Origin of the sequence: Mesorhizobium sp. (assembly GCF_965229135.1) — a bacterium.
GTDB lineage: Bacteria > Pseudomonadota > Alphaproteobacteria > Rhizobiales > Rhizobiaceae > Mesorhizobium.
Genome location: NZ_OZ245860.1, coordinates 5610550 through 5630097, shown reverse-complemented (window position 1 = coordinate 5630097; position 19548 = coordinate 5610550). Strand labels below are relative to the sequence as shown.

Annotated in this window: 21 protein-coding genes; 7 read left to right on the top strand and 14 right to left on the bottom strand. The window is 63.4% G+C overall.

Going from position 1 to position 19548, the window contains the following annotated elements; genetic code table 11:
* Positions 1-3: 3 nt before the first annotated feature.
* Positions 4-1206 (bottom strand): MFS transporter, encoded by a 1203-nt coding sequence (locus ACO07C_RS27115; RefSeq protein ID WP_421917248.1) that lies wholly within the window; start codon positions 1204-1206, stop codon positions 4-6.
* Positions 1207-1375: 169 nt separating this feature from the next.
* Positions 1376-1963, bottom strand: coding sequence for a dihydrofolate reductase family protein (locus ACO07C_RS27110; protein WP_421917247.1), 588 nt, complete (start codon positions 1961-1963; stop codon positions 1376-1378).
* Positions 1964-2072: 109 nt separating this feature from the next.
* Here ACO07C_RS27110 and ACO07C_RS27105 point away from each other — a divergent pair, with 109 nt between their 5' ends.
* Positions 2073-2489 (top strand): winged helix-turn-helix transcriptional regulator, encoded by a 417-nt coding sequence (locus ACO07C_RS27105; RefSeq protein WP_421917245.1) that lies wholly within the window; start codon positions 2073-2075, stop codon positions 2487-2489.
* Positions 2490-2826: 337 nt separating this feature from the next.
* The gene (dinB, locus tag ACO07C_RS27100; RefSeq protein ID WP_421917244.1) at positions 2827-4074 is read left to right on the top strand and encodes a DNA polymerase IV; all 1248 of its coding nucleotides are present in this window, start codon (positions 2827-2829) and stop codon (positions 4072-4074) included.
* A 58-nt stretch (positions 4075-4132) separates the two neighbouring features.
* Here the strand turns inward: dinB and ACO07C_RS27095 are convergent, their stop codons facing one another.
* Positions 4133-5155: an LLM class flavin-dependent oxidoreductase gene (locus ACO07C_RS27095; protein ID WP_421917243.1), complete on the bottom strand. Its 1023-nt coding sequence runs from the start codon at positions 5153-5155 to the stop codon at positions 4133-4135.
* A gap of 147 nt (positions 5156-5302) precedes the next feature.
* Here ACO07C_RS27095 and ACO07C_RS27090 point away from each other — a divergent pair, with 147 nt between their 5' ends.
* Positions 5303-5734: a hypothetical protein gene (locus ACO07C_RS27090; RefSeq protein ID WP_421917241.1), complete on the top strand. Its 432-nt coding sequence runs from the start codon at positions 5303-5305 to the stop codon at positions 5732-5734.
* A 71-nt stretch (positions 5735-5805) separates the two neighbouring features.
* A complete protein-coding gene (locus ACO07C_RS27085) occupies positions 5806-6600 on the top strand; it encodes an alpha/beta hydrolase (RefSeq protein WP_421917240.1) in 795 nt (264 codons plus the stop codon).
* Between the two features lie 53 nt (positions 6601-6653).
* Here the strand turns inward: ACO07C_RS27085 and ACO07C_RS27080 are convergent, their stop codons facing one another.
* A complete protein-coding gene (locus ACO07C_RS27080; protein WP_421917238.1) occupies positions 6654-7253 on the bottom strand; it encodes a hypothetical protein in 600 nt (199 codons plus the stop codon).
* Entirely contained in the window at positions 7250-8449 is a 1200-nt protein-coding gene (locus tag ACO07C_RS27075; RefSeq protein ID WP_421917237.1) for a cytochrome P450, read from the bottom strand. The genes ACO07C_RS27080 and ACO07C_RS27075 overlap by 4 nt, the downstream gene beginning before the upstream one ends.
* Positions 8450-8672: 223 nt before the next feature.
* Between ACO07C_RS27075 and ACO07C_RS27070 the strand changes: the two genes are divergently transcribed.
* Positions 8673-9557 (top strand): Lpg1974 family pore-forming outer membrane protein, encoded by an 885-nt coding sequence (locus tag ACO07C_RS27070; protein WP_421917615.1) that lies wholly within the window; start codon positions 8673-8675, stop codon positions 9555-9557.
* A 31-nt stretch (positions 9558-9588) separates the two neighbouring features.
* Positions 9589-10440 (top strand): alpha/beta fold hydrolase, encoded by an 852-nt coding sequence (locus ACO07C_RS27065; RefSeq protein WP_421917236.1) that lies wholly within the window; start codon positions 9589-9591, stop codon positions 10438-10440.
* Between the two features lie 55 nt (positions 10441-10495).
* Here the strand turns inward: ACO07C_RS27065 and ACO07C_RS27060 are convergent, their stop codons facing one another.
* Positions 10496-11053: a cytochrome b gene (locus ACO07C_RS27060; protein WP_421917235.1), complete on the bottom strand. Its 558-nt coding sequence runs from the start codon at positions 11051-11053 to the stop codon at positions 10496-10498.
* 420 nt (positions 11054-11473) lie between these two features.
* A complete protein-coding gene (locus tag ACO07C_RS27055) occupies positions 11474-12361 on the bottom strand; it encodes an EamA family transporter (protein WP_421917234.1) in 888 nt (295 codons plus the stop codon).
* A gap of 286 nt (positions 12362-12647) precedes the next feature.
* Between ACO07C_RS27055 and ACO07C_RS27050 the strand changes: the two genes are divergently transcribed.
* The gene (locus ACO07C_RS27050) at positions 12648-13571 is read left to right on the top strand and encodes a glycosyltransferase family 8 protein (RefSeq protein ID WP_421917233.1); all 924 of its coding nucleotides are present in this window, start codon (positions 12648-12650) and stop codon (positions 13569-13571) included.
* 43 nt (positions 13572-13614) lie between these two features.
* Here the strand turns inward: ACO07C_RS27050 and ACO07C_RS27045 are convergent, their stop codons facing one another.
* The 7 genes from ACO07C_RS27045 to ACO07C_RS27015 all read right to left on the bottom strand — a co-directional run bounded on the left by ACO07C_RS27045 (position 13615) and on the right by ACO07C_RS27015 (position 19376).
* Complete coding sequence (locus ACO07C_RS27045) at positions 13615-14556, bottom strand: carbohydrate kinase family protein (protein ID WP_421917232.1); 942 nt, start codon at positions 14554-14556, stop codon at positions 13615-13617.
* On the bottom strand, positions 14549-15064 hold the full coding sequence (locus tag ACO07C_RS27040; RefSeq protein WP_421917231.1) for an ureidoglycolate lyase: 516 nt from the start codon (positions 15062-15064) through the stop codon (positions 14549-14551). Before ACO07C_RS27040 ends, ACO07C_RS27045 begins: the two co-directional genes overlap by 8 nt.
* Entirely contained in the window at positions 15061-15831 is a 771-nt protein-coding gene (locus tag ACO07C_RS27035; protein ID WP_421917230.1) for a BtpA/SgcQ family protein, read from the bottom strand. The genes ACO07C_RS27040 and ACO07C_RS27035 overlap by 4 nt, the downstream gene beginning before the upstream one ends.
* Positions 15832-16000: 169 nt before the next feature.
* Positions 16001-16750, bottom strand: a complete 750-nt coding sequence (locus tag ACO07C_RS27030; protein ID WP_421917229.1) for a GntR family transcriptional regulator — start codon at positions 16748-16750, stop codon at positions 16001-16003.
* Between the two features lie 10 nt (positions 16751-16760).
* A complete protein-coding gene (locus ACO07C_RS27025) occupies positions 16761-17627 on the bottom strand; it encodes an ABC transporter substrate-binding protein (protein ID WP_421917228.1) in 867 nt (288 codons plus the stop codon).
* A gap of 46 nt (positions 17628-17673) precedes the next feature.
* Positions 17674-18438: an amino acid ABC transporter ATP-binding protein gene (locus tag ACO07C_RS27020; RefSeq protein WP_421917227.1), complete on the bottom strand. Its 765-nt coding sequence runs from the start codon at positions 18436-18438 to the stop codon at positions 17674-17676.
* Complete coding sequence (locus tag ACO07C_RS27015) at positions 18435-19376, bottom strand: amino acid ABC transporter permease (RefSeq protein WP_421917226.1); 942 nt, start codon at positions 19374-19376, stop codon at positions 18435-18437. The genes ACO07C_RS27020 and ACO07C_RS27015 overlap by 4 nt, the downstream gene beginning before the upstream one ends.
* Positions 19377-19548 lie beyond the last annotated feature (172 nt).

The window sequence follows — 19548 nt, the reverse complement described above, 5'->3', positions numbered from 1 at the left end:
CCTCTATGCCGGCTGCAATTCCCGGCGCGGCAGTGGCGGGAAGGCAATCGCGATGCCCGCCGCGCCCAGCCCGACGATGGCCGAGCCGATGAACAACCAGGAATAGCTGGCATAGGCATCGAACACCATGCCGCCGGCGAGCGGCCCGAAGGCCATGCCGAGGCTGGACAGCATGGTCGCGGCGCCAAACACCGAGCCGAGGATGCGCTGCCCGAAATACTCGCGCGCCAGCACCGCGTAGAGCGGCATGACGCCGCCATAGGTGGCGCCGAAGATGACGGCCAGCATGTAGAAATGCTCGAGTTGGCTGACCGCCAGATAGGCGGCGATGACCACTGCCTGTATGGCGAGCCCGGCGATCAGCACGGGCTTGACGCCCAGCCGGTCGGCAAGCAGGCCATAGAGCAGCCGGCCACCCAGGCCCGCCAGGCCCTCGACGCTGTAGATCGAGACCGCCGCCATGGGCGCCACGCCGCACAGCATGGCGTAGCTGACCATGTGGAAGATCGGCCCCGAATGCGCCGCGCAGCAGGCAAGGAAGGTAAGGCCCAGCACGATGAATTGCGGCGAGCGCAGCGCCTGCCCCAACGACAGGCCCGCCCCTTCCGCGACCGGCTCCGGGCCGGTCGCGTTCACGGCGGGCTTGGGCGGCTGTCGCACCAGGAACACCACCGGTATCAGCAACACCCAGGCCATCACGCCGATGTCGAACATGGCGGTGCGCCAGTCATAGGCCGAGATCAGCCAGCGCGCGAAGGGCGAGATGGTCATCGGCGCGACGCCCATGCCGGCCGAGACCAGCGACACCGCAAGGCCGCGGTTGGTGTCGAACCAGCCGGTGGTCAGCGCGATCATCGGCGCGAAGAAGGAACTGGCGGCAAGACCGACCAGCACGCCGTAGGTCAGTTGAAAGGACAGCAGCGAGCCCGCCCGGCTGGCCAGCACCAGCGCCAAGCCGAGCATGACCGCGCCGATCATGACGACGGGGCGCGCGCCAAAGCGGTCGTAAATCGCGCCCCAGGCAAAACCGCCGAGCCCCATCACCAGGAAATTCAGCGTCATGGCGCTCGAAATGCCGGCGCGCGACCAATTGGTGTCGAGGGCCATCGGCTCCAGGAAGATCGCCAGCGAAAACATCGCGCCCAGCGCGACACAGGTCATCACGGCGCCGGCGGCGACGATGACCCAACGATAGGAAAGGCTCATGCTTTTCTCCCGAATGGTGTCCGCACGGCGTGGCTTGCCCGGGCTTCACCACGCCGCTTGCGTCCGGAGGACGCCGGCGCGGACCCTGTTCCGACAATCCGGTTGCACTTTTTATCCAGTCGCCGCGAAAACTCCATTCCGATGGCTGTGCGCCACAATGCGCCATGGCTCATACAGCGGGCGCGTAGCGGTTCACCACCATGCCGCAGGCATAGGCCTTCGAGCCGAGCAGCCGCGGCCGAGAGAACCCGCCGGCATCGAATATCCGAACGCCGTCGCCAAGCACCGCCGGATTGATGAACAGCTGCAGCTCGTCCACCAGCCCGGCCGCGATCAGCGCCGATGCAAACCCCGCCCCGCCGAAGACAGCGATGTCTCCCTGCCCGGCGGCTTTCAGCCTGTTGACCTCGCGTGGCAGGTTGGCGCTCACAACCGTCGTGCGCTCCCACCGCGATGCCTTGATCTTGTCGGTTGGCACCACCTTGCGGATATCGACGACGCGTTGCGCGAAGGCATAGAAACTGTCTCGCGGGTAGTTCCTGGCCGCCTTGCCCCAATGGCTCAGGTACCCCTCCTCGGCCATCTTGCGGCTGAGCAGGATGGTGTCGATGCCGACGAACACGGCGTTGAAGTCCTGCTTCAACGCATCGTCCCAGGGACAGTCGCCGCCCCAGTTCCAGAGTTGCCAGTCATGCCCGGCATCCGTGCCGACAAATCCATCGACCGACATTTGCATCTGCAGGATGAGCTTTCTCATGCGGCACCTTCCGTGAGCGTGACAGGGCTTAATGGTTTACAATTGGAACTGTTGATCTTCTGTCAAATTGATGTCAATAGTAAAGCGATTTAAAAATGGAACCATAGAGATGTCGACGACGCGGAAATCCGGCTGCCCCATCAACCTGTCGCTTGAACTGCTCGGCGACCGCTGGACGCTGCTGATCATCCGCGACCTGGTATTCGCCGGGAAGAAGCATTTTCGGGAGTTCCTGCAATCGGACGAAGGCATCTCCTCGCGCACGCTGGCCGAGCGGCTGCAGACATTGCAGGATGAAGGCATCCTCACCCGCGGCGACGATCCCAGCCACAAGCTCAAGGCGATCTACCGGCTGACCGAGGCTGGAATTGACCTTGTACCGGTGCTTGCGACCCTGGGCGCCTGGGGAGCCCGGCACCGCAAGGCGGACAGCGATCTGGCTGATATCGCCGAGGGTCTGGCGGCCGGCGGCGATGCCGCGCTGGAACGGATGAAGGCGGCGTTGCGGGCGGAGCATATAGTCTAGGCGAGGATCGTCCGACATCCCTCTTCAGCTACCTTTAGTCAGCGCCGCCCCTCATTGTCCTGCCGGATATTTCTCCCCCTAGAACGGGGAGAAAGAGGCTGGCCGCAACGCCGATCCCTTCTATGCAACGCAGACAATTGGCGAAGCCATCGATGAAAGCACCCTTCTCCCCGTTCACGCGGAGAAGATGGCGGCAGCAGATGAGGGACAGCGCAGGCGTCGACGAACCCAACGCGAAGATCGCCGTAGAATGCATTCAAGCCCTCACACTTGACAATCATCCGCCTTTGTTCTCTATTTGTTCGCATCTATCAGCAACTGCGGATGTGCGGTCGGGATGGAAACGACAGCCACCGTCCTGCATGCCGATCTCGACGCTTTCTACGCCTCGGTCGAGCAACTGCTCGATCCGTCGCTGCGGGGCAAGCCGATCGCCGTCGGCGGCGGTGTGGTGCTCGCCGCATCCTATGAAGCAAGGGCTTACGGCGTGCGCGGCGGCATGCCCGGCCGCAAGGCACGCGAGCTTTGCCCGCAACTGATCTTCGTCGGCGGCAATTTCGGCGAATACCAGCGGCTGGGCGATGCCGCCATAAAAGTGCTCGACGATTTCACGCCGCTGGTCGAACGCATCTCCATCGACGAGGCCTTCGCCGATGTCGCCGGCTGCACCCATCTGTTCGGCCCGCCGGCTGACATCGCCGCCACCATTCGCCGCCGCGTGAGGGCCGAACTCGGCCTGCCGATCTCGATCGGCGTCGCCCGCACCAAGCATCTGGCCAAGATCGCCTCGCAGGTGGCAAAACCCGACGGGCTGGTGGTCGTCGATCCCGGCACCGAGCTTGAATTCCTCCACGAACTGCCGGTCGGGCTGATGTGGGGCGTCGGCCCGGTGACCAGGGCGAGGCTCGCCGAAATCGGCGTCGAGACCATCGGCCAGTTGGCCAAGACGCATGGCGGCGCGCTGCAGCGCCTGCTCGGTCCGGCGGCCGGCGAAAAACTCGCCGCGCTCGCCTGGAACCGCGACCCGCGAAAGCTCGAGACGCATCGCCGCGCGCGCTCGGCCGGTGCCCAATCGGCGCTTGGCATCAAGCCGGCCGTGGTGAGCGTGTTCGTGCCGACGCTGCTGCACCTGGCCGACCGGGTCGCCAGCCGGCTGCGCGCCAAGGCGCGGCTGGGCCGCACGGTAACGGTGCGCGTACGCTTCGCCGATCTCAGCGCCGTCACCCGCTCGATCACGCTGGAGCAGCCGATTTCGGCGACCGCGATGCTGGCCGAGATCGCCGAGGACCTCGTGCGCGGCGTGCTCGCCGCCCATCCCCGCGAGAAGACGATATCGCTGCTGGCGATCTCGGTATCGCATCTGGAGGAAAGTGCCGAACTGCAACTGGAATTGCCGCTCGGCCTCGCCGACGAGAAGCGCCGCCCCGGCACGAAAAAGGGCATGGCGCGCTTCGGCGCCGACCGCGCCATCGACAAGATCCGCGAACGCTTCGGCAAGCAGGCCGTCGGCTACGGCACGGTGGCGCTGGAAGCAGCGCGCTCGGTTCCCGATGAATTCAGGGAACTGGCCGAGAAGGAGCTTTGATCAAGGCGCCGTATTACATTCATATCGCGGATCGACGACCAGGACAGTTATTCGTCTGTCAGCGCCAGCCCAGCGCCGGAGCGACATGGGTCAGGATCGCCTCGATGATATGCGCGTTGTAGTCGACGCCGAGTTGGTTGGGGACGGTCAAAAGCAGCGTATCGGCTTCCGCGATGGCTTCGTCCCCGGCCAATTCCTTGATCAGCACGTCCGGCTCGGCGGCATAGTTGCGACCGAAGATCGCCCTTGTGTTCTCCTCGATGAAACCGATCTGGTCGCTGCTCTGTCCGCCCCGCCCGAAATAGGCGCGGTCGCGATCGTCAACCAGCGCGAAGATGCTGCGGCTGACCGAGACGCGCGGCTGGCGTTCGTGCCCTGCCGCCTTCCACGCCTCGCGATAGATGCGGATCTGTTCGGCCTGCTGGATGTGGAACGGCTTGCCGCTTTCGTCGAATTTCAGCGTCGAGCTCTGCAGGTTCATGCCGAGCTTCGCCGCCCATTCGGCGGTGGCGTTGGTGGCCGCGCCCCACCAGATCCGCTCGCGCAGGCCCTGCGAATGCGGCTCGAGGCGCAGCGGACCGGGCGGGTTGGGAAACATCGGTCGTGGATTGGGTTGCGCGAATCCCTCGCCGCGCAGCACGTCCAGGAACACTTCGGCGTGGTGCCTCGCCATGTCGGCGTCGGCCTGCCCCTCCGGCGGAGCGTAGCCGAAATACTTCCAGCCATCGATCACCTGTTCGGGCGATCCGCGGCTGATGCCGATCTGCAGGCGTCCGCCGGCGATCAGGTCGGCGGCGCCGGCATCCTCGGCCATGTACATCGGATTCTCGTAGCGCATGTCTATGACCGCGGTGCCGATCTCGATGCGGCTGGTCTTCGCGCCGACAGCCGCCAGCAGCGGGAATGGCGAGGCGAGCTGGCGGGCGAAATGGTGCACCCGGAAATACGCCCCGTCGGCGCCCAGTTCTTCCGCGGCGACGGCCAGATCGATGGACTGCAGCAACGCGTCGGAAGCCGAGCGCGTTTGCGACTGGGACGAAGGCGTCCAGTGACCGAAAGACAGAAAGCCGATTTTCTTCATAGCGCGAATGGATAGCACGCGCGGCCAATGCCGCAAGCCTTCCGACAATGGGCGGGGATGAGGACGATCGCCGCGCTTGTGCCTATGGCTTAATGGCATGCGATCGGATTAAGAAGAAATCCGTCTCAATCTCGATCAAACAGTCCCATGCGCCAGCTCCTGATCTCCCGTGTACCCAGCAATCCGGTATCCTTCGGACTCGTGTGCAATTTCGTGGCGCACTATCCGCCTTTCGACGGTTACGAGTTCGGGCTTATGGCGAAGACCTTGCGCTATCAGCTGGAGCAGCAGACTCACATGGTCGGCTCGATCGACGATGCGATCGTCGCCTATGTCGGCTGGATCGAAACCAGCCGGGAGATCGCCGAGGCCTGGGCGATCAACGGTGGACCCCTCAATCCCTTTCCCGGCGGTGGCGCCACGGCCGTTACGGTGCTGGCCACGCGATCGTCATCCCACATCCTGCCGCTGATCAAGGAAGCCAAACTCCTCAACCTGGACAAGTCGGTGTTCTGGAAGCGCGATTTCATCGACAGCCGCGGCGCGGTCAAGCGGGCCGTCCGCAAGCGTGACATCTGATGGACGGCGGGCAATCCTTCGAAGCGCTGACGCAGGAAATCCTCATCCGCCTGGACGAACGATACGCCTCGATGTTCGTGCGCATCTGGCGCCCGATCGGTACGCCGCGCGCCACCGTCTTCTGCCTGCACGGCTTCACCGGCAACGGCTCCGACTTCGATTATCTGGCCGCCTTCCTTTGCCGCAACGGCTTCCTGGTGGTCTGTCCCGACTTGCTCGGGCGCGGCCGTAGCGCCTATCTGGGCTCGGGCTATGATATCAACATCTATTATAAATGCCTGCGCGCTCTCGGCGAATTTGCCGGCAAGGAGAACCACTTCATCGGCTCCTCCTGGGGCGGCACGATCCTGCTGCTGTTCCTCTATATGACCCGCTCCAAGGCCAGCAAAGTGGTCCTGAACGACGTGCCCATGCTTGGTGGTTCAAACGTCGATTCAATGCGAAGCGAGATCATCAGGGATAGCCAAGAAAAGTTTCCCACCCGCCAGGAAGCCGAAGCCTACGTCCGCGCCACGCGAGACTTCCTCGGCCCTGTCGACACTGCTGTCTTCGACCGGTACGTTGCCAACAAGGTCGTCCCGGGCGCCGATGGTTTTCGCCTCGCTTATGATCCAGCAACCACAGAAAGCTTTGGCACAATGACCGGACGGGACTACGACCTGTTCCTCGTCGCCGCCAAGATCGACGCTCGGTTCTTGCTGATGTATGGCCGCGAAAGCCGTTTCATCGATCGTCAGGCGCTCGCCCGCGCGCGGCAGCAACGCCCGGACGTTTGGGTTGTCGACAATATCGATGCCGGTCACCCACCGTCGCTGATGACACTCGATCAGGCACTGCTTATCCTGGGATTTCTGACTGCCGTCTAGGAGCGACGGAGGACAGGACAAGTCCCACGCCGCCACGATACGGCGGGGATCCGCTAGGATGGCATATCCATGGCCTGGGAACCGATCATTTCGATCTGGCACCAAGGCCGGCCCCGCCGGGTGATAGCGCAGCTTTGCAATATCTGTTCTCTGCTTGACGACATCAGGCTTATCCGCTCCACAATCGCGGCTGGCGCCCGTTGGAGGCGTAGCGACCTCAGCACGAAGTGCCTGCTCACCGCCGCCTGGAAGCGGTGAAATACCATGGCCAGGATGTCGGCATGAGTTCGGCGGCCAAATACTATGTAGTCATGGCGCCTCCCACGTCGCGGCAGCGCAAGATGCGGCACCAGCGGAGGCTCCGGCAACGGACGTTGCGTTACGGCTTCGAGGTTTATGATGAACAACTCGACCGGGTCGCCCATTGACGGCGTTATGGACACGGCCACCGCAATGCCGCTGCACCGCGTGCTCCGGATGACCGCGCGCTCTGCCAACGGCCGCAGAAACTTCAGGTCGAGTCGGTCGAAATCCGGAATACGTGCTTCCAGAAGCGTCACGATATCAAGGCCGCGAATGTAGCGGCGGCGCCCGACATGTTCAAAGGCAAGCACTTCCCCGTCCATGAACATGGTCTTGCCGATAACGGTCAACGCCTTGAAACACCGAGCGAGGATCCGCCGGCTGGCCGCAGCGCCAGACCGTAGTCGAAACGGATCACGTTGTCGGCACGGGCAAAAGAAAAGCGGCGCACGAGCGCCCGCACCGCTTCCTTCACTTCAAGTCGCCCCAGACGGGCACCGCCGCACATACGCGGTCCGGTAAGGAACGGAATGAAAGCCCGCCGGTCGAAACTGTCCTCCATGAACTCCCCGCGGCTGGCGTCGAAGGTTCGAGGGTCGCTCCAAAAGGCCGGATGCTGGTGCACACCGACGATCGACAGCAGGATCAACTGCCCCTCTCTCAGACTTTTTCCGTCGAGCAACGTGTCGGCACCGACTTCACGCACAAGGAACGGTATCGGCGGCAGGTAGCGCATGGTCTCGTTTATCATGCAATCGGCATAGGGGGTCTGGTTGTTGTTGGAGTCGATCTCCGACTGGATGCGCTCTTGCACCTGCTGGTTGGCCCCTAGCCGGTCCATGACCCAGGATACGGTCGCCACCGTTGTCTCGACGCCAGCGAAAAGGTTCATCACGAACTCCTCGATAGGCGAAAAGCCTTCGATGCCGCGGGCCTTGTCGGAGAAGCGGTGCATCTCCGCCGCCGAGCGGGGATGGGCCATCAGTTGCGAGCCGAAATCAGCGATTACCGCACGAGCATCATGGATGGCACTGTTGCGTTCCAAGGTCGTCGGCGGAACCCAAGAATAATACTGCAAACGCCTCAGCACGTCCCGCACCCGATCAAGGAGCGCCGCAGTCGGGGCGATGTCCGGAACCAAGCCGAGCGCGCCGTAGAAAATAGTCAAGGACGCGGCAAAGAGAGCCTGCTGGATACCAGGCATCGAAGCATCGCAATCGTCCAACTGCTTGTTGTAGACGGTCGAAATCGCTCGCTCGCTGGACGGTTTCGCGGCAGCCAAATAGCGGTCTTGCGTGATCGCGCGCCGCGCCGCCCAATCCTCATCGTTGGTGTTGAAGCGGCTAAGGCCGAGGGCCGAAATCAGCGAGAAATTCTTGCGGAATACAGCCGGCGACTTGACGATCTGGTCAACGGTTTCGGGATGGTCGAAAACCGTAAGATTGCCGATCTCCCTAGGCGCGGCATGCTGCAGACCGCTTTGGCCAAAAAGCGCATAGACAAGGTTGTTGAGAACGCTCTCGATTTGCGTCGGATTGTCCACCATGCCCCCTGTCAGCCGCAGCCGGCCAGCCCTGTCGCGACGCTTATCATATCTGTTCGACGGCGCTACCGCGCCACTGTGGCAAAGGCGTAACACCACGCCGTAAAGTTGCTGAGCGGGCTTGTTGCAATATGCCGTTAGGTTATGTCTGAAATGCTGGATTTGGGGCAAGATTCTAAGGGGTTAAGTAATGCGGGCTAGGGCATCTGGTAAACTATTGGCGACCGTGGCGGCATCCGCGGCTTCAGTGACTTCCGTCGGCGTGGTTGCAGCGCGCGCGGAGGATGCGAAGGTCACGGACCAGTCGGTAATTGACTCGCGGGTCAAGATCGCATTCGAAGGTGCATTCTTCCCGAACAACGTCCACAGCGCCGATAAGCTCGGCAATTCGGACAAGCTCGGCATGGGCGACAGCAAGAACCAGTTCTCCGGATCGATAGCGCTGACCAAGCAGATTTCCAATGATCTGGATTGGCGTCTGGCCGGTGCCTTCCACGTTGGAAAAGACTGGTCGGTTGGCGCGAGCGAGACGGTGCCGGGCGGCACTCTTGCTGCTTCTCTCAGCGACGGCTTTTCCTTCCAGACAGTAGACTTCGATATCGGCAAGCATGTTAAGGTTCAAACGGCCGATATCCGTTTCTTCGGCGGCTTGCGCCTCCTCCATGCCGACCAGAAGGGATTCGATTATTCCTTTTCAGCGACCCCTACCGATCCCGCCGACAAGGGCGGCACATATGACAAGATCGGCACTTCGGAATATTGGGGCGTCGGCCCGCGCGTCGGTGCCGAGGCCTATTATCCTCTGGGCGAAACCTGGGGTTTGACAGGTGGGGTTTCCGGCTCGGTCATGTGGGGCCGCCGCACCGACCGTCTAGGGGCGACCCTCACCAATAATGAAGGAGGACGCCAATCGGCGACATTCTTCAGCGAGTCTTCGAATGAGACGGTTGCCAACGTCGATGCCTCGGCCGGCTTGAGCTGGACCCCGCTCAAGGGGGCTACGTTTACCGCCGGGTACAAGATCGAGCAGTGGCATAACCTTCTTGAGAATTCCGACCACCGCAACCAGACGTTTGATGGCCCATTCCTTCGCCTGGAAGTGAAGATGTGACCACGGCGACCCGCACGCGGTGATTGGAGCGGTGTTCGAGTCCAGGATCGCGACCAACGGCGGCGTGAAACTGCACTACACGACGGCGGGCTCGGGCCCGCCGATCGTTTTCCTGCACGGCTTTCCCGATCACGGCATGGGCTGGCGACGCCAACTGGAGACGCTGTCGTCCCGGTATCGCGTGTTGGCGCCGGATTTGCGCGGCTTCGGCCGGAGCGATGCGCCGCCGGGCTTTGCCAGCTACGCGCTGCCGAATCTGGTGGAGGATGTGCTTGCCGTTCTGGCAGCTGAAGGGCTTACCCAGGCCTCGGTCGTCGGCCATGACTGGGGCGGCATGATCGCCTGGTGGCTGGCCATGCGCGTGCCGCAAGTCGTGCGCCACCTCGTGCTCTTGGCCGCGCCGCACCCGCGCAACTATCTACGCGCGCTGGCCGATCCGGCTAACGCGGGAACGACTGCCTATGTTCGCCGTTTGCAGGAACCCGGGACCGCAGCGGCCCTGCGCCTTGAGGAACTGACCGCCTGGATCGCCGACGGCCCCGACAAGCAGGCTCTGGAAGACTCGCTCAGGCGGTCCGATCCTGAGGCAATGCTAGGCTATTACAGGGCCAACATCCCTCTCGGCAGGGTGCCCGACATCGGCCCGCTGCCGCTGGTCAGGGCCCCGACCCTGGTGATGTTCGGCACCGAAGATCCTTATGTTCCCGCCAGTGCCTTCGACGGCACATTCCGCGAGGTGGACAATGTCACTGCCGTCGTAGCCCTGCCAGGCGCCGGCCACTTCATCCATTATCATCAGGCGGCTTTCGTCACCCAGCAGATCGAAGCGTGGGTGGCTCGGCCGCTTTCGGCCTACAGGCACCTTACCCAGACCGGTTCTTGATTGGCTGGAATGAAGCGGCTCGTTGAGACCAAGCGCCTGAGGCACGGTGGAGCGGTCAAAGCATCCGCCGCATCACTCCGTCCTTGAGGAAAAGATGGTGCCAGAGCGCCGCCAGGACATGCAGGCTGAGGATCGCGTACAGGCAATAGGCGCCATACTCATGGATTTCGGCGGCGGCTTTCTCCAGCGGCTTGTTCAGCGGCAGGAGGTCGGGCCACTGGAAGAGCCCGAACCATGGCAGGTCGTGGCCACCGGCCGCCGAGGTGGTGTAACCAGCGAGCGGCATCACGATCATCAGGGCGTAGAGCAGGATATGCGTGCAGCGCGCGGCATAGTGAACGAAGGTCCCAAGCGGCGGCCGATTGGCAGGTTCACCGAAGGACAGCCGGAGAGGCACTCGGATGGCGATCAGGAAAAGCGCGGTCATGCCGAGCGACTTGTGCAGGTCGAGCAAAGCGCGGCGGAGCGGCGTGCCCTGCACGAGATAACTGCAATAGAGGCCGATGACGAGCGCCGAGATGACGACGATGGCCATCAGCCAGTGCAGGACGCGCTGGGACGGTCGGTACCGCGACATTGGCACATCCGAGGCGGTCTCGGTGAAAGTGGACATGGGATTCTCCGGTCTTCCTGCAAGCGATGGCCCAGGCGATCTGTCGGAATATGGTTGATTTGAGGGCTTGGCCGTTCACCTCTTTGCGAGCGGATCGGCCACCGTCACCCTCCAGCTCTCTATGAACGCAGCCGCGGGGACACGACCAATGGCCGTGTTTTGGTCTCCGCTTGAGACCGCCAACGGCTGAAATGTCGGAACGGAAGACCACCCAGGGCGATATGGATCATGGCGTCGGAAACGCCGATGCGGCCTCCGTATCGGGCTCAACCGAGCTCTTGGGCAGGCCCGATGAGAAGCCCTTCAGGACGGCATGGCCGGGCGTAGGCGAAGCTCGGCCCCGCCTATGCCGGCCAGTTTGCTGGCGGCGGCCAGAGCCATGGCTCCAGCGGCAATCGGACCGTGACGTTCCGACCAGGCCTACTCCGGCGACGGCACCGGCGGCTTCGTCGTCACGGCAGCGCCGAAGGCGGCGGCGATCACGGCGGCGATGCCCGCGCATTGCAGCCCGGACAGCACTTCATGCAGGAACAGGAAACCCATCAGCGCGCCCAGTGCCGGCTCCAGGCAGGTCAGCGTTCCGTAGAGCCGCGCCGGCATCCTCGTGAGTGCCGCCATCTCCAGCGAAAACGGCAAGGCGCTGGAGAACAGCCCGACGATGACGGCGCTGACCAGGATCGATGGCGCGAACAGCGCGGATCCCGCCTGCGCCACGCCGAACGGCAGCACCAGCACGGCGGCGATGGCGATGCCCCACGCCGTCGTCTGGCCGCCGAGTTCAGCGCCCGCCTTCTGCGCGAAGACGATGTAGAGTGCCCAGCAACCGCCCGCCGCCAGCGCCAGCATCACCCCGGTCGGGTCGATCGCCCCGCTTGCATGGAGGAGCGGCGACAACAGCAGGATGCCGGCGACGGCCAGCACGATCCAGGCAAAGTCGCTGGCGCGCCGGGAGGCTAGCGTCGCCACCAGCAGCGGCCCGGAGAATTCGAGCGCCACCGCGATGCCCAGCGGGATTGTGGCGAGTGCGGCGTAGAACAGCAGGTTCATCGCCGCCAGCGTGACGCCGTACGCGGCAAGCCAGGGCCAGACGGCGCGAGATGGCCTGACCCGCCACGGCCGCAGCACCGCCGCCAGCATCAGCGCGCCGACCACGAGCCGCAACGTCGTCGTGCCTTGCGCGCCGATAAGCGGAAACAGGCCCTTGGCGAAGGCCGCACCGATCTGGATCGACACCATGGCGCCAAGCAGCGCGGTGATGGGCAGGGCTTTCGCCCCGGAAACAGGCTTGGCGGCCGACGACGATATCATGGCTTCCTCCCGCCGCGAGGAGATTCCCGACGGCATGGGAGGCAGATAGAGTCCGCCGGCCCGCATGTCGTGAGGCAGTGGCGCTGGCTTGATGGGGCACGGAGCAAGCCCAGGGTTGGCGGCCATGGGCGGGCAAGAAGCTCTATTGGCTGATCCACCGGGGCTGGTCAGGGCGGCATCGAGCTTTCAGCGCCGATCGATTTTGGGCGAACTGAGCCGTTGACGCCAGACTCTATTTTGGGTCTCAAAGTGGCCAGTGATTCCGCAAGCGATCCATGGGGTAGTCTTGATCATCGTCAGTGCAAGCGACAACAATTTTGTTCCGGGCCTATTTACACTTGTCTACTCCGCATGGCTTCACAATCGTGCGGTCAAATTCTTCATAATAAGCGTCGACATTGAACCGGAAAATATAAGCTCACTGCTGACTTTTTGCAGGAAACATCAAATTTCCTGTAAGATCATCCATGTAAACGACGGGTTCGCACGCGGACTTCCGACGAACGAGCAATGGACAGGCGCGGCATACGCCAGATTTCTTATTCCCGATTTGCTCCCGAACGAGAGCAAGGCGATATATCTTGACGCGGATGCCGTTGTGGTTTCCAGCCTGGACGACCTCTGGTCCATGAATATGGGGGATAATCTTGTCGCAGGCGTTCTGGATGGATTTGTCCATCAGGGAGAACTCGACTCTATCGAATTGACCGCGGACGAATATATAAATTCCGGCGTCCTTGTCATGAATCTGGACGCCTGGCGTAGGGAAAATATCGCCGACAAGATGTTCAAGGAAGCGCGGAGATCGAAGAAGATCACCTTTCCGGATCAGACCGTTTTGAACTCCGTGGCACGCGGCCGCGTGCTTCTTCTTGGAAGAGAGTGGAATTTCTGTTCGGGCAGATATGTTTCCTATGAACGCAAGACCCCGAAGATACTCCATTTTTCCGGCGATGGAAAACCATGGGTGATAAGGAACGCCCCGTTTTCGAGCATATACAATTCGTACCGGATTTTGTCCGGGTCAAACATACCCGCGGCGTCTGTCGATCAGAAACTCATCTCCGCACGAAAAATGGCGATGGGTCTTGTACGGTTGAGGTGGAAATACTGGAGCGTGGCACTGGCTTTCATGTATTACAAGTTCACGTTCATGGATCCGCACATTCGGAAATTGAGGAAACAGGTCGAAGGCGCGCGCTCAGCCTAGGGCATGAACCCGAAAACCGGCCTCCACTTTTCGGGATCATGCTCTAGCTCCTCTTCCCGGCAAACTCCGCCCTGAACTTTTCGACCGTTTCCAGCGTGGCGACGCCGCCCTGCGGGCCCTCGATGGTGACCGCGCGGGCAGCCGCCGCGATGGCCAGTTCCAGCGCCTCGGACAATTCCAGGCCTTCACCCAGCGCGTAGGTCAGCGCGCCGCCGAACGTGTCGCCGGCGCCGGTCACGTCGACGACGGGAACCTTGTAGCCCCGGACCGCGATGCGGCCTTCCCCATCGAAAGCTTCGGCGCCGACGGCGGCCAGCGTGCGGATGACCGTGCCGACCTTGTGCCGGCGCATCCAGGCATTGACGCCGGCGAGATCGATGTCGCCGAAGGCGTGGCCAAAGCCGATCTGGTTCATGATCAGCACGTCCGCGCCATGCAGGTAATTGAGGTCGCCGTCGGCAAAACCGTCGACATCGAGATCGAGGATCAGCTTGCGGCCATGGCGGCGGAAATCCTGAAACAGCACCTTGCCTTGCAATCCGCCCGCCCGCAGCCGCCTGGTGCGGCCAAGGCTCATATAGAGGTATCCCGGCGTGCGCAGCGCGGCCAGAGCCTCGGGGGGCAGGTGCATCGGCTGGTTGCCCATCTCGATGATGAGAACCACATGCTCGCCGCCGGTGAGGAAGATCAGGTTGCGCGAATCCGCCAGCGAGGGATCGCGCAGCATGTGGCGCGTCGAGACGCCGAGGTGTTCCAGCGCCGCGCACAGCCGCGCCGACAGCGGGCTGTCGTTGAGCAGCGAGATGAATTCCGTTCGGCCGCCAAGCCCGGCATGGACGCTCGCCGCATTGGCGATCATGCCGCCGACATAGCTCTTCACCTCCCTAACGGTGGCCTTGTCGGCGATGCCGGGCCAGCGCTCGGCGGTGAAATAGTCGTCGAGAGCGACATCGCCGATAAAGAAGGCGGCGCGCGCCTCAACCATGCGAATAGCCCTCGGCGGTCACATGCACCGGCCCGCCCTCGACATCGACCCAGACCGAACCGAAGCCGCAGGTCGCCATCCAGTAGTAATGCGTCGGCGCGTCGATCCCCCGGCAGGCATCGTGCCAGGTGCCCTTGTGCATGACCACGACCGTGCCCGGCTCGATGATGAAGGCGCGGATGTCCCCGGCCTTCGGCCGCGCCGCGTCCGTGGGCGCCCCCACCGCCAGCACGATCGGCCTGGCCGCGCAGAACAGCGCCTCCTGCGTGTCGGGATGGCGCTCCATCTTCACCGTGTCGAACGGCCCGCCCTCGCCCAGCGTGAAGCCGAGGCTGCCATTGCTGCCGAGCAGCGGCGCGGCCGTGTAGACATCCGTCCAGCCGAGGCCGGAGGAGCGCACCAGCCGCGCCTCTCCCTCCGGCGTGCCGGGTGTCGCCATGGAATGGACCGTGCCATAGGCGGAGAAATCCGCGTCGCGAACCGGAACGGCGTTGATGCTGATCGTCATTCCGCGGCTCCTGCTCTCGCCGCCATCGGCTGGTGGCGGATATCGGCGACGACGCCCATCAACTCCCTGACATGCGCCTCGTCGACGATGCCGGTGTCGACATACGTATCCTTGAAGAAGCTGCCGACAATGGCGCCGTCGGCGAGCGCCAGCTGTTCGGCGGCATTGGCTGATGTCAGCCCCGCACCGATCAAAAGTGGGAAGCCGCCGCCGGTCAGCGCGCGAAAACGCCGGACTTTGTCGAGGTCTGTCTCCTGGCCGGTGGCGTCGCTGGTCACGACGAAGGCATCGCAGCGTTGCATGCCCAGTTGCAGGTCTTCCGCCTCTGTGCGGCCGGAATTGACCGGCTGGTACTTGAACCGCACGCCGCCCAGCAGCAGCGATTTGACACCTTCCCGAAGCGCCTTGAGCTCGGCGGCGAAATCCGCGTCCTCGTCCGGGCGCAGATGGCCGGCGACCGAATCCATCTGGATGAAGTCGACGCGGAACTGGCGGGCAAGCTCGAACGCCAGATGATGGTCGCGCAGCACGTTGAGCCCGACCAGCGCGCCGGGCTTGCGCGTCTCCAGCCATTCCAGCACGCGGCGGACATCGTCCTTGTCGCCAAAATAGTTCTCGACGATGACGCCGTCGACGCCGTTGGCCAGCAGGATTTCGGTTTCGCGCCGCGCGATGTCCAGCCGCTCGGCCGGCGTTGCGCCGGTCAGGTGCAGCATGCCGAGAATGGGTTTTGGCGTGACGAAGGTCTGTTCGAAGCGGGAGTCCAAGGCAATTTCCAATCAAGATGGGATGTGAATGCAAGATGGGATGTGAAAGTCTGTCGCGCCGCCTGTCCTCCCCCCAGGATCGCCGACCGGCCGGACGCGATGATGCTAACGAAAACAAGGACTTGAGCGCGCCGCCTGACTCAGTTCCGCAGCGGCGCGCCCGGAAGTGTCAGGCGGCGGGTGACTGGCCGCCGCCGGCGCTCCACGAGGTGCCGACGCGCATTTCCAGCGTCGGCGAGTAGATGACGGAGGTTCTTTCAACCAGTTCGTCGCTGCTGGAAAACACGTCGCCGGTGGCGCACAGGAAGCCGGGCACGTCGAGCCCATCGCCGAATACTTTTGCGATGAGCGCGGAGGGCGCCACCACGGAAAGCGTCAGTTCCGAGCGCGCCGGCGAGACGCCGTAATGGTCGCGCAGCACCTGGTAGAGCGACTGCTTCTCGAAATCGAAGCCGTCGAGACCGGGATAGCGCTTCAGCGACAGCCACGACGTGTCGAGGTTGAGGAACAGCGTCACGTCCTCCACCGCGATGCCGCGCGCGCGTACCAGCTTCAACACCCGCCCGTTCGCCCCGTCCTCCACCGCCTGCTCCAGCAGCGCGGTGACCGGGCGCTGTCCGCGTGCCCGCGAATAATCGGTGAAGCCGCCGAAATTCCAGACGCTATTGTTGATGGGCGCGTAGCTGACGATCGTTCCCTTGCCGCGAAACTGGCGCACCAGACCCTCGTTCACCAAAAGCGCGATAGCCTTGCGGACCGTGCTGCGGGTGATGCCATGCTCGTCGCGCAGCACGTTCTCGGAGGGGATGGCATCCCCTTCCGCGTACTGCCCCTCGAGGATCCGCAGGCGCAGGATGCGGTAGAGCTGCGTGTACAGCGGAACCGGTGCGTGCGGATCAAGAACGATCGTGTCAGCCATCAGGCGCCCCTTACCTGCCGGCGTTGACGGTGAATTCCGGCACGGCGGCGTTTTTCAAGCCATAGCGGTCGAGGATCGCGACATAGCTGCCGTCAGCCTTCATGGCCTCCAGCGTTGCCTTGACCGCCCCACGCAAATCACCAGAATCCTTGGCGAAAGCAATGCCGTAATGGCCGGGCTCGAGCAGGTCGCCGATCGTGTAGAACTCGCCCGGCTTCTGCTTCTGCAGTTCGAGGATGCCCTCGAAACCCATGATCGAGGCCTGGGCGCGGTCCTGCTTCATCTGCAGGATGTGCTCGGCCTCGGTCGGCAGCTGCAGCACGGTGAGCGGCTGGGCTTCCGTGCAGGTATCCTTGCCGACGCGCTCGACCAGGCCCACCCAGCTGGTGCCGGTGGCGACCGCGACGGACTTGCCGCACAGGTCCTTCACCGACTTGATGGTGTCCTGGTTCTTCACCATCGAATAGAGCTGGTTGCCGGTCTGGAAATAGTCGATGAAATCGAGCTGCGTCTGGCGCGCGGTGAGATCGGAAAACGCCGTCCAGATCATGTCGGCGCGGCCGGTGGTCACCGAGGTGATCAGCTGCGGGAACTCGACATTCTGGAAATTCACCTTCAGCCCGAGACGGTCGGCCACTTCCTTGGCCATGTCGATGTCGGCGCCCTTGAGATCGGTGGAGCCGGCATCGGAATATTCCATCGGCGGATAGGCAAGGCTGATGGCGATGTTCAGCGCGCCGCTGTCGCGCACCTTGGCCGGCAGCATGGCGCGCAATTTGTCGTCGGTGCCGGCGTGGGCGGCCGAGGCCAGTACGCCCAGCGAAACCATGGCGCCGGCGAGGATCCGCGAGAGCGTCGCGGCGGTGGAAGTCGTCATGTCAGGCTCCTTGTTGTGAAGATGTTGCGGAAGTTGGCGGGGGCGTTCAGGCGAGCACGCGGCTGAGGAAGCTGCGCACCCGGGGGTCCTTGGGGTTGGCCAGCACCTCGGCCGGCGGGCCCATTTCGCGGATCTCGCCGTCGACCATGATGGCGACGCGGTCGGCGACATCGCGGGCAAAGGCGATCTCGTGGGTGACGACGATCATCGTCGTGCCGGTGGCGGCGAGCGCGCGCATCACGTCCAGCACCTCGCCCACCAGTTCGGGGTCGAGCGCCGAGGTCGGCTCGTCGAACAACATGATCTTCGGCTTCATGGCCAGAGAGCGCGCGATCGCCACGCGCTGCTTCTGGCCGCCCGAAAGCTGCGCCGGATAGGCGCCGCAGTGGTCGGCGAGCCCGACGGAGGCCAGCAATTCCCGCCCCCGCGCCTCGGCTTGGCGCTTCGGCTCCTTGCGCACGGTGACCGGGCCTTCGATGACGTTTTCCAGCGCCGTCATGTGCGGAAACAGGTTGAAGTGCTGGAACACCATGCCGATCTCGCGCTGCTGCAGGCGCAGCCGGCGCGGCGGCAGTTCGTGCAGCGTATTCCCCTTCAGCTCGTAACCGATGATCTCGCCATCGACCCAGACGACGCCGTCATCGAGGTCTTCCAGATGGTTGATGCAGCGCAAAAGCGTGCTCTTGCCGCCGCCGGAAGGCCCCAGGATGCACAGCACCTCGCCATCGGCGACCTCGAAGTCGACGCCGCGCAGCACCTGGTGCGCGCCGTACTTCTTGTGGATGTTGATGGCCTTGACGATGGTGGTCATGCCTTGGACTCCTCGACCCCGCCCGACAGCGGCGTGTTGCTCCTGAACGGCATGCGGAAGGAGAATTTGGCGGGAGCGCCGGCCACGCCGCGCCCAAAATGCTGCTCGATATAATACTGGATGATGCTGAGCACGGTGGTGCCGGCGAGGTACCAGATGCCGCAGACGAACAGCAGCTCGATGACCGCGCCGTTGATGAAATAGATCTGCTGCGCCGCGTTCAGCATCTCGCCCATCGAGATGGCGGCGGCGAGCGAGGAGAATTTCAGCATGCCGATGGCCGAATTGCCCATCACCGGGATGATCAGCCGCATGGCCTGCGGCAGGATGATGCGCCGCAGCGTCTGGAAGCGCGACATGCCAATCGTCTTGGCGGCTTCCGTCTGGCCGTGGTCGACCGACGAGATGCCGCCGCGCACCACCTCGGTCATGTAGGCGCCCTCATTGATGCCGAGCCCGAGCAGTGCGGCGACGAAGGGCGTGACGACATCGACCATGCGCGCCTCGTAGAGGCCGGGAATGACCAGCCGCGGAAACACCAGCGCGATGTTGAACCAGATCAAAAGCTGCAGCATCACCGGCGTGCCCCGGAACACCCAGACATAGAGCCAGGCGACGAAGCGGGTGACCGGATTGGCCGACAGCCGCATGATGGCAAACAGCGTGCCCAGCGACACGCCGATGATCATGGCGAAGAACGAGATCAGCAGCGTGTTGCCGAAGCCGCGCACGATGACGCCAGCCGTCAGGAACTCGCCCACCGTCGCCCAGTGGATCTGCCCATGCGCGAAAGCCTGCACCAGCAGCGCAAGTGCCGCGACCACGACGACAGCGCCGATCCAGCGCCCGACATGCTTCAGCCGCACGATCCTGTAGCTGCGCTGGCTGAGCGCCCCGACATCGACGCGCACCGCGCCGGAGGCACGTTGGAGAGTCATCAAGCTGTGTTCCCGAGTATTGGTATTGTAGGGTTAGGTGTACAACTTGATAGGGCGGAATTGGGGGCGGAGTCAATTGGGGTGTGGGGGATTTTGGGTGGAGGGGGTGGCGCCGGAATTGGTGTATGGTAGCGTTCACAGGCGCAGCGACTGATGATCACGCTGCCTTGCA